The sequence below is a fragment of the Pseudomonas sp. P5_B3 genome, from assembly GCF_056400405.1.
The window spans coordinates 1-16,960 of the sequence record NZ_JBFULI010000057.1; the positions used below are offsets into that span (position 1 = coordinate 1).

Here is a 16,960-nt window from a genome sequence, read left to right on the forward strand (position 1 = left end):
TAAAGAAGTCGCCCAGAAAGTGGCATGTAACACCCGTCGTTGGTGGGACAACAGTCGATGGGCCTTGAATTGGGTGCTTAATCTCGCGTGGTTTGATCGCTTGGGACTTCCACGTCTCTCCTGACCTCAATCCCTCGAACCGCCCGGTGCGGACCCGCATGCCGGGTGGTGTGGCAGGGGTACGGTCTATGAAGGCCGTCCCCTATGCCGATTGGGGTTTAGTTCAGCCCCGGATTCGCCACCAGTCGCTCGCCATTGCGGGCCAGTGACTTGAGGAATTCGGTCTGCAATTCAGGATCATTGCGCGTCAGTTCGATCAGGCTCTGTTCCAGCTCACTGGCTTCCTCTTCAAGACCCAGCTCCGACAGGCGTTTGACCCGGTGGACCCATTGGCTGACTTCATCGCCTTCGAGATCGTCATAAATCAACCCGTGGGCCTCATAAAGCTTGCTGCGCAAGTTGCTGCTGATGACCAGGGTGGAATCGTTGTGCACGTTGCCCTGGGCATCCTCAACACGGATCAGCAAGCGGCTCAGATGATTGATGTCATGTTCGGCGAACGGGTTGTCCAACAGATTCAGGCGTAACACGCCGTTTTTGTCGGTGGTCAGCTCGAAGGTTTCCTTGCCGGCCTTGACCTCGACCGGGCGCTCGCTCCAGGGCAGGCTTGAGTACTCCGTACGCTTGTCGCGCTGGACTTCATCAATGCCGGCCAGGTTCTGCTGCGCGCGACCGTGGGACTGCACGTTCATGAACGGGTTGAGCCCGGCGAAACCGTAGCTCAGCCAATCCTTGGTCACGCTGTCCGGCAGATTGCCGAGGGCGAACACATTGACCACGTTGGCACCGACACCCGCCACCACGGCCACCGCGCCCAGCGGGATTTCGTAAATCTCCCGCCAGGGTTGGTACGGCGTATAGCGGTCGTAGTGACGTGTGACTTCGTACTCGGTGACTTCGAAAGTCTTCTGCTCGTGAATTTTCACCCGCCGTTGCGGCAGCTCAAGCACCTTGGGCTCACCGACATCGATCTGCAGGCTGTGATCGAGCAGTTTGCGCTCGACACGTTCCTCTTGCTCGCTGCGTTGTGACATGTGGTTGGCACAGCCGCTGACCAGTAGGGTGCCGCACAAGGCGGCACCACTGAGGCCTAAGGTGTTTCGCTTGAACATGACGCCTCTATGTCTGGTATCAGCGGCGGATGCGGGCCTGAAGGAACGACAGTACGTCGTCGACCGGCAGCGCTTGCGCATCGGCCTCGGTGCGGCTCTTGTATTCCAGGTTGCCTTCGGCCAGGCCGCGGTCGCTGACCACGATCCGGTGTGGAATGCCGATCAGCTCCATGTCCGCGAACTTGATGCCCGGGCTGGTTTTCTTGTCGCGGTCGTCGAGCAGCACTTCGAAGCCGGCAGCGGTGAGTTGCGCGTACAGCTTGTCGGTGGCTTCACGAACCTGTTCGGTTTCGTAGCGCAGCGGCACCAGGGCGATCTGGAAAGGCGCGAGGGTGTCGCTCCAGATGATCCCGTTTTCGTCGTTGTTCTGCTCGATGGCAGCCGCTACCACGCGGGACACGCCGATGCCGTAGCAGCCCATTTCCAGGGTGACCGGCTTGCCGTTTTCGCCCAGCACTTCGCACTTCATCGCTTTGCTGTACTTGTTGCCCAGCTGGAAGATGTGCCCGACTTCGATGCCGCGCTTGATTTCCAGGGTGCCTTTGCCGTCCGGGCTCGGGTCGCCGGCCACGACGTTGCGCAGGTCGGCAACGGTCGGAACAGGCAAGTCGCGTTCCCAGTTCACGCCGAAGTAGTGTTTGTCGTCGATGTTGGCGCCGATGCCGAAGTCGCTCATCAGTTCGACCGAACGGTCGATGATGATCGGCAGCGGCAGGTTCAACGGACCCAGGGAACCGGCACCGGCGCCAATGGCGTCGCGCAGTTCGCTTTCCGAGGCCATGACCAGCGGGCTGGCAACGCCTGGCTGGTTGGCTGCCTTGATTTCATTCAGCTCATGGTCGCCACGGATGATCAGGGCAATCAGCTTGCCTTTCTCTTCAGCGTGCACCACGAGGGTCTTGATGGTTTTCTCGATCGGCAGGTTGAAGCCTTCGACCAGTTGCGCAATGGTCTTGGCATTCGGCGTGTCGACCAGGCGCAGTTCTTCGGTCGGAGCGGCGCGCGAGGTTTCCCGTGGCACGGCCTCGGCTTTCTCGATGTTCGCCGCGTAGTCGGAACCGTTACTGAAGACGATGTCGTCTTCGCCCGATTCGGCCAGAACGTGGAACTCGTGGGAGCCGGCGCCGCCGATGGAACCGTTGTCGGCTTCGACAGGGCGGAACCTCAGGCCCAGACGGGTGAACACGTTGCAGTAAGCCTGGTGCATGCGGTCGTAGGTGACTTGCAGCGAAGGCTGGTCGGCGTGGAACGAGTAGGCGTCCTTCATGATGAATTCGCGGCCACGCATCAAGCCGAAGCGTGGGCGGATTTCGTCACGGAATTTGGTCTGGATCTGGTACAGGTTGATCGGCAGCTGCTTGTAGCTGCTCAATTCGTTGCGCATCAGATCGGTGATGACTTCTTCGTGGGTGGGGCCTGCGCAGAAGTCGCGACCGTGGCGATCCTTGAAGCGCAGCAATTCAGGGCCGTACTCTTCCCAGCGCCCGGATTCCTGCCACAGCTCAGCCGGTTGCGTGCTCGGCATCAACACTTCGAGAGAGCCGGCGGCGTTCATTTCTTCGCGAACGACGGCTTCGACCTTGCGCATTACCCGCAAGCCCATCGGCAGCCAGGTGTACAGGCCCGAGGCGAGTTTGCGGATCATGCCGGCGCGCAGCATCAGCTGGTGGCTGATCACGACCGCGTCGGAAGGCGTTTCTTTTTGTGTGGCGAGCAAAAATTGACTGGTGCGCATGGTTGGCCGTTATCGATTGCTGATGACGAGAAATGACGGAGCATTGTACGGGCGAGAACCGCTGGCGTACAGGCGTGCGGTCGGTGGTGTGGCAGGAGGGCGCGATTCACACGGCCCTCCGCGATTCTTCCTGCGAAAAGATTTTACGATTCTTCGGCGACCGGGGTCTGCACCGGTTCCGGTGTCGGTGTCGGACCTGCGCGGCGGTTCTCCTGGAACCAGTGCAAGGCGATCAACAACAAGGTCGGGACGCCCAGCAGGGCGGTGATCAGGAAGAAGTTGTGGTAACCGAATTTTTCCACCATGACCCCGGAGTAGCCGCCGATCAGGCGCGGCAGCAACAGCATGATCGAGCTGAGCAGGGCGTATTGGGTGGCGGAGAACTTGAGGTTGGTCAGACTCGACAGGTAGGCGACGAACGCCGAAGTCGCCAGGCCTGAACTGAAGTTGTCCAGGGAGATGGTCAGCACCAGCATGTTCAGGTTGGGGCCCATGTCGGCGAGCAGCAGGAACAGAATGTTGGTCGCCGCGGATGCGACGCCGCCGATGAACAGGATCGGCAGGATGCCGAAACGCACGATCAGCAGGCCGCCCATGCCGGCACCCACCAGGGTCATGATCAGGCCGAAGATTTTGCTGACGCTGGCGATCTGGTCCTTGGTGAAGCCCTGGTCGATGTAGAACACGTTGGCCATCACGCCCATGACCGTATCGGACATCCGATAGGTGGCGATCAAGCCGAGCAGCAGCAGCGCTTGCCAGCGGTATCGCAGGATGAAGTCGTTGATCGGCGTGAGCACGGGTGCCAGGCCGCGACGGCCCATGGACGAGAGGCACAGGGCGGTGAGCGTGATATAGAGGATGGCCCGCAGGAATGCGCGGTCTTCGAGCAGCAGGTCGAGCACGCTCACGCCTTCGAACAGTACGCTGGCGAAGTCGGTGTAGTAGAGCTGGGTGAACATGGCCGGCACGGACACCAGCAATATGATCAGCACGAACACCGAGGCCAGTTGATGCACGAAGCTGTAGCGCCCGGCCTGCAGTTGCGTGCGCAGCGGCACGGGAGGTTCGCGCATGAATATGGAAGTCAGCAGTGCCGGGACCATCAGTACCCCGAACAGAATGTAAGTGCCGGCCCAGGCCGAATGCTTGTAGTTGAAGCCGGTGGAGCCAAAGCCCTCGGCGAAGTACAGCGCGCCTGCAGTCGCCAGCAGCGCAGCGACCCGGTAGCCGGACATGTAGCTGGCGGCCAGGGCGGCCTGACGATTGTCTTCGGCGATTTCCAGGCGATAGGCGTCTACCGCAATATCCTGCGTCGCTGATGCGAAAGCGACGACCACGGCAATGGCGATCAGCCAGGACAAATGCTTTTGCGGATCGCAGAAACCCATCCCGATCAGGCCAAGGATGACCAGTGCCTGGGACAGCACGAGCCAGGATCGTCGTCGACCGAGTTTGCCGAGCAACGGCAGTCGCCATTGGTCGAGCAACGGTGACCAGACCCATTTGAAGGCATATGCCAGGCCAATCAGGCTTGCATAACCGATGGTTTCACGCGCCACGCCGGCTTCACGCAGCCAGACTGAAAGCGTCGAAAACACCAGCATGTAGGGCAGGCCGGCGGCGAACCCAAGCAGCAACAGCACGAGTGTCGAAGGGCTGGCATAAGCGGCGAGCGCGGCGCGCCAGGTTTTACGGGGCATGGGCTGGAGTCTGCCTCAAGAAATACGGAAACAAAGCGCGCACTCTAACCGCTGTGCTCTACCGGACGCCAGCCATGGCGCTGAATATCAACACGATTATTCAGGACACTGATGCCCTCCATGCGTAATCGTGCGCGCTGCTCATCGCCCGAAGGGCTGCCGACCGGCAGGCTGATACGCCCGTTTGCACCCAGAACGCGATGCCAGGGCAATTTGCTGTCGCTCGGCAATTGGCTGAGGGTGCGGCCGACCCAGCGCGCGGCGCGACCCAGTCCTGCAAGCTCGGCCAGTTGACCGTAGCTGACGACTTTGCCCTCGGGAACTTGCGCCAGTGTCAGATACAGCGCCGTGCGTCGGATTTGCGCCGCACTCTCGGGTTCATCGGTTGGATCGGTCACGTCCGTCAGTCCTGAAGAAGTCTGCTTTACCATCTGTAGAGTAAATCCTGTACAGACGGTTGAGAAATGAACTCAACAAAAATAGTCGGGTCAGTCATTGTCAGATCCTTATTCCTACGGATAATGCCGACTTTTCTCGCAAACCTGAGCCTGTATTTTGCTTATGTTGTCCAGATCCCTGCTGTGTCTCGCCGTACTTGGTGCTTCCACTCCCTTGCTGGCCGATACCGTGTGGTTGAAGAACGGTGACAAGCTGAGCGGCAAGATCACGCTGTTCGATGGCGGCAGGCTGCTGATCCAGACCGAGTACGCCGGTGCGGTGACGATCGACTGGAAACAGGTCAAGACCCTGGAAAGCGATCAGGAATTGTTGGTCAAGCAGGATGCCTACACTGGCGAGAAAGCCAAGTCGCTGAAAGCAGCGGACGCCGGCAAGGTGACGCTGGCCAACGGCGAAGTGCCGAAGACGGTCGAACTGGCGAGCATCCAGCAGATTCTCAAGCCAAAGCCGGTGGTCGAGGATCTGGTGTGGAAAGGCAACGTCGATATCGCGCTGGACTATCAGCGGGCGGAAAACGACACCGATGACTACGACATCGACTTCAAGACCAGTGCGCGACACGGTCGCTGGCGGCACACCGCTGAAGGTGAATACAACCGTGAGTTCCAGGACGACGTGGTGACCACGGACAACTGGCGGGCCGAGTACTCCATCGACCGATTCCTGACCGATCAATGGTTCTGGCAGGGGCGCCTGGTCTACAAGCGCGACAAGGTCGAAGACCTTTCCCGTCAGCGCACTGTCGGTACGGGCCCCGGCTATCAGTTCTGGGATGACGAACTCGGGGCGTTTTCCCTTGGCTCGCTGGTCAACCGCACGGACTTTGAATTCTCCGATGGCAGCAAGGACAATTTCTACGCCCTGGCCATGACGTGGGATTACAACCGCTACCTGGTCGGTAAACGTGTCGAGTTCTTCACCAGTGGTGAGGTCGGCAAGCCGCTGTCGGGTGTGGCCGACTACGCACTCGATGCCGAGATGGGGTTGCGCTACAAGGTGACCGAATGGGCTTCGCTGAACCTGAAGGCGGAGCGGGACATCATCAGCGGCACCGACGATGCGGATCTGGACAAGACGCGCTACACCGCGGGATTTGGCGTGACCTGGTAAGAAATTTTTTTGTGCGGACAAAAACACCCGCCCACAAAAAAGCCCCGCTGTTGAGGGCGGGGCTTCTTACTAAAGCAAGTACAAGTTAGATAACTTGAACTTCTTCAGCTTGCATGCCTTTCTGACCGCGGGTAGCGATGAAAGAAACCTGTTGGCCTTCTTTCAGGCTTTTGAAGCCGTCGGACTGGATAGCTTTGAAGTGAACGAACAGGTCGTCACCGGATTGTGGGGTGATGAAGCCGAAGCCTTTTTCATCGTTGAACCACTTAACGGTACCGGTTTGGCGATTAGACATGGTGTAACTCCTTGAACAAAGATAACTGCGACTCAGGAAGAACCCTGGCCGAGACTGAGTGCAAAGAGCAGGAAAAATTCTTGTAGATGGTTGGATCGAAATTCAACATATCGTGTAGAGATTCTCAGTGACACAAGCAGCACAGTGACGCCACCTTAACCCTTTTTCCGGGACGTGCCAATGCTTCTTGCGAAGGTTTCTCTGATTTAAGGATCGGCGGTGCGACGGTTCGTCGCCAGCGCAGGTAATTCCTGCCTGTTCGGCGAGAATTGCACCGCGGACTTTGAACCCGGCGGCGCGCCCGGTAAGATGCCGGACAGAATTTTTCGACCTCGCTATTCAGGACACCCGCCATGAGCATCAAATCGGACAAGTGGATTCGCCGCATGGCGCAGGAACACGGCATGATCGAGCCTTTCGTCGAGCGCCAGATGCGCGGCAGCGACGATAGCCGTGTGATCTCCTACGGCGTGTCGAGCTACGGCTACGACGTGCGTTGCACTAATCACTTCAAGGTGTTCACCAACATCAATTCGGCCATCGTCGATCCGAAGAACTTCGATGCCGGCAGCTTCGTCGACATCCACAGCGACGTGTGCATCATTCCGCCTAATTCCTTCGCCCTGGCCAGCACCGTCGAATACTTCCGCATTCCGCGCAATGTCTTGACCATTTGCCTGGGTAAAAGCACCTACGCGCGCTGCGGCATCATCGTCAACGTCACGCCGCTCGAGCCTGAGTGGGAAGGTCACGTGACCCTTGAATTCTCCAACACCACCAATCTGCCGGCGAAAATCTACGCGAACGAAGGCGTGGCGCAGATGCTGTTCCTCGAGTCTGACGAAGAATGTGAAGTGTCCTACAAGGACCGTGGCGGCAAGTACCAAGGCCAGCGTGGCGTAACCCTGCCTCGCACCTGAGTCAACCGTCCGACAAATGCCGGGAATTCCTGGGCGGGCGTACACTCTATGGAGTGTACTGCTCCGATCCGCGCAAGGCGGGTCGGGCCATCGCTCAGGAGTGCCGAATGAAGATCGATCCGCGAATCAGTGCCGAACTGGCAAGGTTTGAACCCAATCAGGTTGGCGTTCTGGCCTGGTCCTTGTTGGCGCTTCCCTCGGTCATCCCGGCTGGCGGGATTCCAGGTCAACCCGACCCTGATACCCCGAACGAACAGCCTAACGAGCCAGGTGAGCCGACCCTGCCGGATGAGCCACCGCCTGCGCCTGTTGTCTGATAATCCGGACACTACCAATCAAATGTAGGAGCGAGCCTGCTCGCGATTGCGGTGGTTCAGTCAGCTTCATTGTGACTGTTACACCGCAATCGCGAGCAGGCTCGCTCCCACAGGTTTTGCAGTTGGCGTTACTTCAGGTTGCCACTCAGGAACTGCTTCAACCGCTCGCTTTTCGGATTGCCCAGCACGTCTTCTGGCGCGCCTTCTTCTTCAACCAGACCCTGGTGCAGAAACAGCACCTGGCTCGACACTTTGCGCGCAAAGCTCATTTCGTGGGTCACCATGATCATGGTCCGGCCTTCTTCGGCCAGGCCCTGGATCACCTTGAGCACTTCACCCACCAGTTCCGGGTCCAGCGCGGAGGTTGGTTCGTCGAACAGCATGACTTCCGGCTCCATGGCCAGTGCGCGGGCAATCGCAACCCGTTGTTGCTGACCGCCGGACAGGAATGCCGGGTATTGGTCCGCTACACGGGAGGCCAGTCCCACCTTGTCGAGGTAGCGCCGGGCGCGGTCCTCGGCTTCTTTCCTGTCGCACCCCAGCACCCGCCGCGGGGCCATGGTGATGTTTTCCAGCACCGTCATGTGGCTCCACAGGTTGAAGTGCTGGAACACCATGGCCAGGCGAGTGCGAATTCGCTGCAGTTCATTGGCGTCGGCCACGTGCATGCCGTGACGATCCTTGATCATGCGGATGTTCTGCCCGTCGAGGCTCATGGCGCCGTCGTTGGGTTGTTCCAGGAAGTTGATGCAACGCAGGAAGGTGCTTTTACCCGAGCCGCTGGCGCCGATCAGGCTGATGACGTCGCCGGTGTTGGCCTTGAGTGAAACACCTTTGAGGACTTCATGATCGCCATAGCTCTTATGCAGGCCTTCGATGGTCAATTTGTACATGGGGCGTGCATCCTCAAGGCGAAAGTAGATAGCCGCTGCGATAGGCTTCGGTGCCCGCGACGTGGGCGATCACCATGCCGGCAGTGGCCATGCGGCGCAGCGAACGGGCGTACATCAACCCGGCGGCGGAGCAATGAACGGGAGTGACGCGATCGCTGATCGGATCAATGATCTCGGCGATCAGTTGCCCGGCCTCCAGGTACTGGCCCGGCAGCGCGGTGAACACCAGCAACCCGCCGACGGGCGTGGCCACCGGTTCTACACCGGCCAGCGGTGTCGCCGGCCAGGGCAGGTCGGGCAGGGGCGCGGGTTCGCCGGCGATCGCGCCGAAATGGATCAGGTAGTCGATCAACGCCTGACAGTCGAGGCTTGCCAGCGGGTGATTGACGTCGCCCTGGCCGCGCAATTCGACGGTCACCGAAAAACTGCCTGGTGGAATGTCGAAGTGTTCGCCGAAGCGTTCCTTCAACTGCCACCAGAGCAGGGTGAAGCATTCGTCGAACGACTGGCCACCGGAATCGGTCGCCAACAGGCTGGCTTCGGCGCCGATGTAGCGGGCCAGTGGCTCGACCTGTGGCCAAGCCTGCGGCGTGGTGTACAGGTGTGCGACCGCTTCGAAATCACAATGCAGGTCGAGCACCATGTCGGCATCGCAGGCCAGCCGTTGCAGGGTCAGGCGCTGGGATTGCAATTGGGTGTTGGCGGTCTGCCGGGCCAGCGCATCGCGCAGGCTGCTGCGGATCAATTGCCGGTTGTGCTGCGGATCTTCACCGAGTTGGTCTTCGATCGCGTTGCCGACTTCTTCACTTAAGTCGACGAACCAGCGGTTGAAGTTCTGGCCGCTTTCCAGCTCGTAGCGGCCCAGCGGCACATCCATCAGCACCTGTTCCAGGCCCACCGGGTTGGCGATGGGCACCAGCACGATTTCGCTGCGCAGGCGACCGGCGGCTTCCAGCTCCGCCAGGCGTTGCTTGAGGTGCCAGGCCACCAGCATGCCGGGTATTTCATCGGCGTGCAGGGAGGCCTGGATGTAGATCTTGCCGTTGGCCGGTTGTGGGCCGAAGTGAAAACTGTGGATCTGTCGTGCGGTCCCCGGCAGCGGGGCCAGCAGGTCATGTATCTGGTGGCGCATCTGTTGTTTCCTGAAGCAGGTTGAGCCCTAGTGGGTCGGCCCGAGGAAGGCCAGCCATCGGCGTTCGGCAAGGCGGAACAGGCCGACCAGCGCAAAAGTGACGGTCAGGTAGATCAGCGCGGCGATGCCGAACGACTGGAAGGTCAGGAAGGTCGCCGAGTTGGCGTCCCGCGCGACTTTCAGGATGTCCGGGATGGTCGCGGTGAAGGCCACGGTGGTCGAGTGCAGCATCAGGATCACTTCGTTGCTGTAGTACGGCAACGAACGACGCAGGGCCGACGGCATGATCACATAGGCGTAGAGCTTCCATCCGGTCAGCCCGTAAGCCTTGGCCGCTTCCACTTCACCGTGGGCCATGCTGCGGATGGCCCCGGCGAAAATCTCTGTGGTGTAGGCGCAGGTGTTCAGGGCGAAGGCCAGGATGGTGCAGTTCATCGCATCGCGGAAGAAACTGTCGAGCAGCGGTTGTGCGCGCACCGCGGCCAGGCTGTAAATGCCGGTGTAGCAGATCAGCAACTGGATATACAACGGCGTGCCACGGAACAGGTAGGTGTAGAACTGCACCGGCCAGCGAATGTAGAGGCGCGGTGAAACCCGGGCGATAGACAGTGGAATCGAGACGATGAAACCGAAGAAGATCGATGCGCTGAGCAACCACATGGTCATGGCCAGACCGGTGATGTTATTGCCGTCGCTGTAAAGGAAGGGTTTCCAGTATTCCTGCAGGAGTTCGATCATCGTACGGCCTCCCGGGTACCGGCGGAGTAACGACGTTCAAGCCAGCGCAGAATGAAGTTGGACGCGCTGGTGATCACCAGATAGATCAGCGCGGCAAGTACCAGGAAGTAAAACAGCTGATAGCTGCTTTTGCCGGCGTCCTGGGCAGCCTTGACCAGATCGGCGAGGCCGATGATCGACACCAGCGCGGTGGCCTTGAGCATCACCATCCAGTTGTTACCGATGCCCGGCAGGGCATAACGCATCATCTGTGGGAACACCACGATCCAGAAACGCTGGCCGCGCTTGAGGCCATAGGCGGTGGCCGCTTCGACCTGACCCCGTGGGACGGCGAGAATCGCGCCACGGAAGGTTTCGGTGAAATACGCACCGTAGATGAAGCCCAGGGTAATGACCCCGGCGCTGAACGGGTTGATTTCGATGTATTCCCATTCCATGTAATCGGTAAACGAGGTCAGCCAGGTTTGCAGACTGTAGAAAATCAGCAGCATCAGGACCAGGTCCGGAACGCCGCGAATGAGCGTGGTGTAGAGCTGGGCAGGCAAGCGCATCAGTTTGACTTTTGACAACTTGGCACTGGCGCCGAGCAGACCGAGCAACACGGCTACCAACAGCGATAACGCCGACAATTTGATCGTCATCCAGGTGCCTTGCATCAGCAGCGGACCGAAGCCCTTGAGGCTGAAGGCAGAGAGCCCCAGATTTTCCAGTAGGTTTTCAAACATAAATCAGCAGCCTGATCGGATGAAAAAAGCGCCCATCCAGAGATGGGCGCCGGGCATTATTTGCCGCTGTACAGATTCAGATCGCCAAAGTGTTTCTTCTGAATGGTGGTGTAGGTGCCATCATCGTGTAACGCTTTGATACCTTTATCCAAAAGTGCTTTCAGCTCGGTGTTACCTTTCTTAATACCGACCGCTGTTTTGGCCGGCAGCAGCTCATTGTCGACCGGCTTGCTGACTTCGTAGTCGGCACCCTGTGGCGACTTCAGAAAGCCCAGTTCGGCTTGCAGCATGTCCTGGATCCCTGCGTCGAGACGACCGGAAGTCAAGTCGGCGTAGACCTGATCCTGGTTGGCGTAGGCCTGGGTTTTTACGCCGGCCTTGTCCAGAATGGCTTTGGCATAGGCTTCCTGAATGGTGCCTTGTTCGTAGCCGACGGTTTTGCCCTTGAGTGACGCGACGTCTGCGGTCACGCCGGAACCTTTCTTGGACACGTAAGCGGTTGGGCCGGAAAACAGCTCGCTGGAGAAGTCGATGACTTTTTCACGGGCCGGGGTCACGGTCATCGACGAGATCACACCGTCGAATTTATTGGCTTTGAGGCCGGGAATCATGCCGTCGAAGTCACTTTCGACCCATTTGCACTTGACCTTCAACTCGGCGCAGATCGCGTTCCCCAGATCGATGTCAAAGCCTACCAGGCTGCCATCGGCCGCTTTCGACTCGAACGGTGCGTAGGAAGGGTCAACGCCGAAGCGCAGTTCTTTGTACTCCTTCGCCATGGCGGAACCAGCAGCCATGCACAACGCCAGTGCAGAAAGGGTCAGCAATGCTTTTTTCATTATTCAATCCCTAAAAACCAATATGAGCGCTTGTAGCGCAGAATTATTGTTACTGGAAAGCGTAAGACCTGTTGAAAGTAGCAATTTCCGAACCAGTGTGCCGAACAAGCGTTTTAAAAGGTGTCTGGAAATAGCCGGAGACAGATTTATGCACGAAAACGGGCGCAGGGAAATGGCCGCACCCGTTCGGTTCAAAAAGAAAAAAATTCGCGGATGAGAAGAGGGCTTGGCTGAGCAGATTTTTCAGGGTCGTCAAGCTATCGGCTTCGTCGACCGACTTGTCCTTGCGCCAGCGCAACCGCGAAGGCGATTCAACATTCAACCTCTATTTTGAATGTTGAATCGCCTTCGCGAACAGGCTCGTTTCCACAGGAAAAGGGCGGGGTTACTTTCCTGGCGTCAGCGTCAACCGCGCCTTGCCATAGGCGTTGTCGAAGTTCTGCGGCTGCATCGGCAGGCTCATGTACTGGCCCTTGAGCCACGGTTCGATGCCGTTGAGGTAGTTCGGGCTGGCCGGGTTGCCGGATTGGCCGGTGCCGTTTTGTGCCATCAGCGGCTCGGACTGGCCGAAGTCGACGATAAAGCGCATGGCTGGCGCCAGCGTAGTGTTGAAGTCCTGGCCCCAGGCGAAGGCGGCGGTGTTGAGCGTGGTGTGATCGCCACCGGCCGGCAGCGGTCCGCGTACGGTCTGGCCGCTGCTGTTTTTCCATTCATAACGGTGCAGTTTGCCCCACTGCCAGGCCTTGTGATCACTGCCCAATTGGCTGTCGCCTGCGCTGATCGCTGCGGCGAGGCTGCGGGCGAGGATCGCCGGTTTGTCTTCTTTCTGTGCGGTGCGCACGTCATCCCAGAACGGGCTGTCCTCACGCCCGAGCAAGTGATCGGCCTGGGCCGTGTAGGACAATTTGCCGTCGGCGACAAAGGCCTTCCACGCCGCGCTGCTTTCAGGGCCCAGTTCATCGAGGAAGATCTGCCGGGTGCTTTCCTGCAGGAACAGTTCGTAGATGGCCGCATCGGTGGAGGTTGGGCCGAGCTTGCCGTCGAACGCCATCAGGCGGCTGTAGGCCTCGTGTGCCTTGGCACGATCTGCCGCCGGCAAGGCGTCCATGGCCTGTTTGAGAGGCTGGGCCATGCCCGGCGCTTCAAACATTTTCTTCAGCTTGGCAGCGAAGGTAGTGGTCTGGTCGTATTGCATGGCGATCAGGCTGCGGCTGTCGTGTTTGCCTGCACCGGCCAGTTCGGCCAGGCGCTCGCCGCGCTCCGGAGCGGCCCAGGAATTGGACAACTGCATGCCGTAGCCATGGGGAATGACCCGCTGGTTGGCGGTGCCGAGCCAGCCTTGTGCCGGGTCCTGGTCGTACGGGTGCAACATCGGGTCGGCGTAGCCGTCCCAATCGTAACGACCTTCCCAGCCCGGAGAGGGCAGCAGACCTTCGCCTTCGCGACGGTTCGGGTAACGACCGGTGACTTGCCAGCCGATGTGGCTCGCGTCGGCAAACACCAGGTTCAGCGCGATGGCGCGGATTTCGCGGCTGGCATCAGAGGCTTTCTCGACGCTCTGGGCGCGGGACAGGTCGAAGAACGCATCCAGGGTCTTGTCGTCGGTGAAGCTCGGCGTCTGCAAGGCCAGGCCGAAACCATTGGCCAGAGTGCTGCTCTGAGCGCTGTTGAGCAGCGGGCCATGGCGGGTTTCGTACACGGCTTCGCGAATCGGTCGCTGGCCTTTGACGAAGTAGGTTTCGTTGCGCACGATCGCCGGCTGCCACTTCCCGGCATTTTCGTAGGTGAGCCCGTTGCCCTGGCGTTTGATCTTCTCCAGGAACAGGTCCTGGTTGTCGCCCATCACGGACGTCATGCTCCATGCCACCTTGCCGTTGAAACCACCGAGCACCATTGGCAGGCCCGCGATGGTCACGCCGGACGCCTGATACTTCGGCGCGCGAATCTGCACGTAACTGAACAACGAAGGCACGCCCAGCGGGTCGTGACTGTCACTGGCCAACAGGCTCTTGCCGCTGCGGCTGCGTTGCGGGGCGATGGCCCAGTTATTCGACGAGGTGGCGCCGAGCAGGTTCAGGTCCGCCAGTTGCCCGGTGGCCTTGCTGAGTTCGGCCAGCCCCGGCACTTGCCCGTTGAGTTTGATGCCTTGCAGTTTTTCGCTTTCGGCGACCGGCAGTTTTTCGTCGGGAGCCGACGGCGTCAGCCACGCCAGTTTGTCGGTGGTGACGGTCTGGGCCAGTACCAGCGCGGAAATTTCTTCCGGCAGGTTGGTCGACTGGCTGAAGTTCAACAGGCAGAAAATCAGCGCCGAATCTTCCGGCTGCCAGTATTCAGGCTGGTACCCGGAGGCCGCGAGGTCCGCCGGCAGTTTGTCGCGGTAGCGGAACAGGTAGGCGTTGACGCCGCGCGCATAGACTTCGAAGAAACGCTTGAGACGCGGCGAAGAGGCCTTGTACAACTCGCCAGCACTTTTCTTCAGGTTGACCGCCCGCATGTAGCGGTCGGCATCCAGCAGGTCGGCACCGTGCATTTCGGCCAGACGGCCCTGGGCCAGCAGGCGCAGGGTGACCATCTGCGTGATGCGGTCGCTGGCATGCACGTAACCGAGTGTGAACAGCGCGTCGTGGAAGCTGTTGCTTTCGATCAGCGGCATGCCCATGGCATTGCGGCGCACCGAAACGTTCTGCGCCAGGCCCTTGAGCGGTTGTACGCCGGAGGTCGGCGGGAGGGTGTCCTGGGCGTTGAAATTCTGACAACCGGTCAGGCTCAAGGCACCGACCACTGCTGCGGCAACGCCGAACCGGGGTAGAAAATGAGTAAGGGCTGGCGAGGCCATGGCAAAGCTCCTGCGGGGGTAGAGGCGGCGGCGCGCAATAAAGGCGCTACGTTAGTGAGCGGGAGGTGGCCGCGCAAGCGGGGTACAAGGTTATTTCAGGATTTGTCTAAAAAACCAAAAAGATCGCAGTCTTGCCAGTCGCAATGGGTGATGTTGAAGTGCGACACGGTCAACAATCCTGGAGAAAAGTCAGCATGGAGCTCAAGGCAAACGCGGCACTGATCATCATCGATCAACAAAAAGGCATCCTGCATCCCGGACTCGGCCGCCGGAATAACCCTCAGGCTGAAGCGCGCATGCTGGAATTGCTCGGCCATTGGCGGCACACCGCTCGGCCGGTGATCCATGTGCAGCACCTGTCCCGCTCGGAGGAGTCAGTGTTCTGGCCGCAGCAGTCGGGGGTGGAGTTTCAGGAACGGTTTCAGCCAATGGCCGGTGAACGCTTGATCCAGAAGCAGGTGCCGGATGCGTTTTGTTCGACGGGGCTGGAGGCTGGGCTGCGCGAGGCGGGGATCGGACAGTTGATCATCGTGGGTGTCGCGACCCACAATTCGGTGGAATCCACGGCGCGCACCGCAGGCAACCTGGGGTTTGATACCTGGGTGGCCGAGGATGCGTGCTTTACCTTCGACAAGGCTGATTTCTTCGGCCATGCCCATAGCGCCGAAGAGGTGCACGCGATGTCGCTTGGGAATTTGCATGGGGAGTATGCGACGGTGGTCAGCAGTAGGCAGATTCTGTCAATCGACTAAGCACCTGTGGGAGCTCGCTCCCACAGGAGAGGGCGGTGATTCAACAGGCGAAGAATGCCTTCGCCCGAAGCATCAAGCGCCGTGGCACTTCTTGAATTTCTTGCCGTTGCCGCATGGGCACGGATCGTTGCGGCCGACGTCTTTCAGGGCATTGCGCACCGGCTCCTGGTGAGCGTGGCCGCAGTTCGGACCGTGGACATGGCCGTGGTCGTGATCATGGTGCTGATGGTCATGATCGTGGTTGCAGTCAGGGCCGTGGACGTGGGGTTGCTGGGTCATCGGTGTTGCTCCGGAATTAAATCGGCGGCGATTATCACGCCATTGCGCGCCAGGTGCACGTAGTGGGCGATGAATATACCGGTTTCCAGTTCACCTTCCAGACGATAGGGAATGGGTTGATCGGATTTTTTCAGCAGTTTGGCCAGATCACGGACCTTGGACCACAGGTTGGTGCGGATCGGCACCTTGAAGTAAGCGCTGTGCCTGGGGCCGATGGTGAACCAGTGTTCGTACTCGCCATCGGCCAGCAGTATGTCGCCCAGGTGAACGCGGTACTCCAGGCTGCGCACCGTCAGGTCGCTGTCGTTGGGGTTGTCGATGCGAAAGTGCAGGAGGAATTTCTGTTCCAGCAGTTTGGCGCTGACCACCTCGATCTTCACCAGATGGACCTCGGGGTCCGGCAAGTCGTCGTCGAACCACGATGCACAGCCGCCGAGTCCGAGCGCCAGGAACAACGTGAGCAGATAGAGTGCGCCACGGCGGATGATCATTGTGGTGTTTCTCCCTTGAGCCCCAGTCCAGACCCAAAAGATCGCGCCTTCGGCAGCTCCTGCTGGGTGGACAGACATTCCATGTCCTAACTGCTGAAATACCCTGCGCAACACTTCTTGAACTTCTGCCCACTCGCGCACGGGCAGGTGTCATTGCGTCCGGGCTTGAGCGGCACGGTGGGGTCGATGAAATACCAGCGCCCGGTGTTTTGCACAAATGACGAACGCTCGCGGTGACTGTGCTCGCCATTGCTGTCGTGCCAGCGTGCAGTGAAGGTCACGAAGGCGTGTTCAGGCTGGCCGCCCAGTACTTCGGAGCTTTCCACCTCAAGGCCCAGCCACGTACTTTGCGCGCTCCAGTCGCTGATCGATTGACGGTCCAGGCCGGCCTGCTGGGCGGGCAGGGTGGTGGCCACCAGATAGTCGACCAGCCCCAGCACGTAAGCGCTGTAGCGCGAGCGCATCAAGGCTTCGGCGCATGGCGCCGGGTGCCCGGCATGGTAGTGACCGCAGCAGGCGTCGATCAGGGTGCCGCTGCCGCAAGGGCAAATGGATGTACTCATT

The 16,960-nt window shown here is 59.7% G+C and carries 18 protein-coding genes; 4 read left to right on the forward strand and 14 right to left on the reverse strand.

The genetic code is table 11. From position 1 onward, the window contains the following. Positions 1-218 precede the first annotated feature (218 nt). The 4 genes from AC1DRN_RS25095 to AC1DRN_RS25110 all read right to left on the reverse strand — a co-directional run bounded on the left by AC1DRN_RS25095 (position 219) and on the right by AC1DRN_RS25110 (position 5,008). Positions 219-1,172, reverse strand: a complete 954-nt coding sequence (locus AC1DRN_RS25095) for a hypothetical protein (RefSeq protein ID WP_223463170.1) — start codon at positions 1,170-1,172, stop codon at positions 219-221. 19 nt (positions 1,173-1,191) lie between these two features. After that, the gene (locus AC1DRN_RS25100; protein WP_223463171.1) at positions 1,192-2,907 is read right to left on the reverse strand and encodes a proline--tRNA ligase; all 1,716 of its coding nucleotides are present in this window, start codon (positions 2,905-2,907) and stop codon (positions 1,192-1,194) included. 143 nt (positions 2,908-3,050) lie between these two features. Then, positions 3,051-4,610, reverse strand: coding sequence for an AmpG family muropeptide MFS transporter (locus AC1DRN_RS25105; protein WP_223463172.1), 1,560 nt, complete (start codon positions 4,608-4,610; stop codon positions 3,051-3,053). A gap of 44 nt (positions 4,611-4,654) precedes the next feature. After that, on the reverse strand, positions 4,655-5,008 hold the full coding sequence (locus AC1DRN_RS25110) for an MGMT family protein (protein ID WP_007971652.1): 354 nt from the start codon (positions 5,006-5,008) through the stop codon (positions 4,655-4,657). A 163-nt stretch (positions 5,009-5,171) separates the two neighbouring features. Here AC1DRN_RS25110 and AC1DRN_RS25115 point away from each other — a divergent pair, with 163 nt between their 5' ends. Continuing rightward, positions 5,172-6,179 (forward strand): DUF481 domain-containing protein, encoded by a 1,008-nt coding sequence (locus AC1DRN_RS25115; RefSeq protein WP_223463173.1) that lies wholly within the window; start codon positions 5,172-5,174, stop codon positions 6,177-6,179. An 85-nt stretch (positions 6,180-6,264) separates the two neighbouring features. On the opposite strand, the gene AC1DRN_RS25120 is transcribed toward AC1DRN_RS25115, so the two are convergent. Beyond that, entirely contained in the window at positions 6,265-6,474 is a 210-nt protein-coding gene (locus AC1DRN_RS25120; protein WP_002554837.1) for a cold-shock protein, read from the reverse strand. Positions 6,475-6,827: 353 nt separating this feature from the next. Between AC1DRN_RS25120 and dcd the strand changes: the two genes are divergently transcribed. Together dcd and AC1DRN_RS25130 are read left to right on the forward strand one after the other, a co-directional pair. Next, the gene (dcd, locus tag AC1DRN_RS25125) at positions 6,828-7,394 is read left to right on the forward strand and encodes a dCTP deaminase (protein WP_007940589.1); all 567 of its coding nucleotides are present in this window, start codon (positions 6,828-6,830) and stop codon (positions 7,392-7,394) included. Positions 7,395-7,501: 107 nt separating this feature from the next. Then, positions 7,502-7,711 (forward strand): hypothetical protein, encoded by a 210-nt coding sequence (locus AC1DRN_RS25130; RefSeq protein WP_223463174.1) that lies wholly within the window; start codon positions 7,502-7,504, stop codon positions 7,709-7,711. A 128-nt stretch (positions 7,712-7,839) separates the two neighbouring features. On the opposite strand, the gene AC1DRN_RS25135 is transcribed toward AC1DRN_RS25130, so the two are convergent. From AC1DRN_RS25135 to AC1DRN_RS25160, 6 genes are all read right to left on the reverse strand, one after another. Further along, complete coding sequence (locus AC1DRN_RS25135) at positions 7,840-8,604, reverse strand: ABC transporter ATP-binding protein (RefSeq protein ID WP_223463175.1); 765 nt, start codon at positions 8,602-8,604, stop codon at positions 7,840-7,842. Between the two features lie 13 nt (positions 8,605-8,617). Then, positions 8,618-9,736, reverse strand: coding sequence for a succinylglutamate desuccinylase/aspartoacylase family protein (locus AC1DRN_RS25140; RefSeq protein WP_223463176.1), 1,119 nt, complete (start codon positions 9,734-9,736; stop codon positions 8,618-8,620). 27 nt (positions 9,737-9,763) lie between these two features. Beyond that, complete coding sequence (locus AC1DRN_RS25145; protein WP_108216706.1) at positions 9,764-10,474, reverse strand: ABC transporter permease; 711 nt, start codon at positions 10,472-10,474, stop codon at positions 9,764-9,766. Beyond that, positions 10,471-11,199, reverse strand: coding sequence for an ABC transporter permease (locus tag AC1DRN_RS25150; protein WP_223463177.1), 729 nt, complete (start codon positions 11,197-11,199; stop codon positions 10,471-10,473). Before AC1DRN_RS25150 ends, AC1DRN_RS25145 begins: the two co-directional genes overlap by 4 nt. A 56-nt stretch (positions 11,200-11,255) precedes the next feature. Further along, positions 11,256-12,038, reverse strand: coding sequence for a transporter substrate-binding domain-containing protein (locus AC1DRN_RS25155; RefSeq protein WP_223463178.1), 783 nt, complete (start codon positions 12,036-12,038; stop codon positions 11,256-11,258). Positions 12,039-12,423: 385 nt separating this feature from the next. Continuing rightward, entirely contained in the window at positions 12,424-14,874 is a 2,451-nt protein-coding gene (locus AC1DRN_RS25160; RefSeq protein WP_223463179.1) for a penicillin acylase family protein, read from the reverse strand. Positions 14,875-15,068: 194 nt separating this feature from the next. Between AC1DRN_RS25160 and AC1DRN_RS25165 the strand changes: the two genes are divergently transcribed. Beyond that, entirely contained in the window at positions 15,069-15,626 is a 558-nt protein-coding gene (locus AC1DRN_RS25165; protein WP_223463180.1) for a cysteine hydrolase family protein, read from the forward strand. Between the two features lie 72 nt (positions 15,627-15,698). Here AC1DRN_RS25165 and AC1DRN_RS25170 read toward each other — a convergent pair whose 3' ends face one another. The 3 genes from AC1DRN_RS25170 to AC1DRN_RS25180 all read right to left on the reverse strand — a co-directional run bounded on the left by AC1DRN_RS25170 (position 15,699) and on the right by AC1DRN_RS25180 (position 16,959). Beyond that, positions 15,699-15,905, reverse strand: coding sequence for an SEC-C metal-binding domain-containing protein (locus AC1DRN_RS25170; protein WP_150718625.1), 207 nt, complete (start codon positions 15,903-15,905; stop codon positions 15,699-15,701). Beyond that, positions 15,902-16,396 carry an LEA/WHy family protein gene (locus AC1DRN_RS25175; protein WP_223463181.1) on the reverse strand — a complete coding sequence of 165 codons (495 nt, stop codon included), beginning with the start codon at positions 16,394-16,396 and terminating at the stop codon, positions 15,902-15,904. Before AC1DRN_RS25175 ends, AC1DRN_RS25170 begins: the two co-directional genes overlap by 4 nt. Positions 16,397-16,482: 86 nt before the next feature. Beyond that, positions 16,483-16,959 (reverse strand): YchJ family protein, encoded by a 477-nt coding sequence (locus tag AC1DRN_RS25180; RefSeq protein ID WP_223463182.1) that lies wholly within the window; start codon positions 16,957-16,959, stop codon positions 16,483-16,485. Position 16,960: the final 1 nt, after the last annotated feature.

Coding starts and splice junctions, on each gene's coding strand:
- AC1DRN_RS25095 (WP_223463170.1), bottom strand. CDS start 1,172: ATGTTCAAGCGAAACACCTTAGGCCTCAGTGGTGCCGCCTTGTGCGGC.
- AC1DRN_RS25100 (WP_223463171.1), bottom strand. CDS start 2,907: ATGCGCACCAGTCAATTTTTGCTCGCCACACAAAAAGAAACGCCTTCC.
- AC1DRN_RS25105 (WP_223463172.1), bottom strand. CDS start 4,610: ATGCCCCGTAAAACCTGGCGCGCCGCGCTCGCCGCTTATGCCAGCCCT.
- AC1DRN_RS25115 (WP_223463173.1), top strand. CDS start 5,172: ATGTTGTCCAGATCCCTGCTGTGTCTCGCCGTACTTGGTGCTTCCACT.
- AC1DRN_RS25120 (WP_002554837.1), bottom strand. CDS start 6,474: ATGTCTAATCGCCAAACCGGTACCGTTAAGTGGTTCAACGATGAAAAA.
- dcd (WP_007940589.1), top strand. CDS start 6,828: ATGAGCATCAAATCGGACAAGTGGATTCGCCGCATGGCGCAGGAACAC.
- AC1DRN_RS25130 (WP_223463174.1), top strand. CDS start 7,502: ATGAAGATCGATCCGCGAATCAGTGCCGAACTGGCAAGGTTTGAACCC.
- AC1DRN_RS25135 (WP_223463175.1), bottom strand. CDS start 8,604: ATGTACAAATTGACCATCGAAGGCCTGCATAAGAGCTATGGCGATCAT.
- AC1DRN_RS25140 (WP_223463176.1), bottom strand. CDS start 9,736: ATGCGCCACCAGATACATGACCTGCTGGCCCCGCTGCCGGGGACCGCA.
- AC1DRN_RS25145 (WP_108216706.1), bottom strand. CDS start 10,474: ATGATCGAACTCCTGCAGGAATACTGGAAACCCTTCCTTTACAGCGAC.
- AC1DRN_RS25150 (WP_223463177.1), bottom strand. CDS start 11,199: ATGTTTGAAAACCTACTGGAAAATCTGGGGCTCTCTGCCTTCAGCCTC.
- AC1DRN_RS25155 (WP_223463178.1), bottom strand. CDS start 12,038: ATGAAAAAAGCATTGCTGACCCTTTCTGCACTGGCGTTGTGCATGGCT.
- AC1DRN_RS25160 (WP_223463179.1), bottom strand. CDS start 14,874: ATGGCCTCGCCAGCCCTTACTCATTTTCTACCCCGGTTCGGCGTTGCC.
- AC1DRN_RS25165 (WP_223463180.1), top strand. CDS start 15,069: ATGGAGCTCAAGGCAAACGCGGCACTGATCATCATCGATCAACAAAAA.
- AC1DRN_RS25170 (WP_150718625.1), bottom strand. CDS start 15,905: ATGACCCAGCAACCCCACGTCCACGGCCCTGACTGCAACCACGATCAT.
- AC1DRN_RS25175 (WP_223463181.1), bottom strand. CDS start 16,396: ATGATCATCCGCCGTGGCGCACTCTATCTGCTCACGTTGTTCCTGGCG.
- AC1DRN_RS25180 (WP_223463182.1), bottom strand. CDS start 16,959: ATGAGTACATCCATTTGCCCTTGCGGCAGCGGCACCCTGATCGACGCC.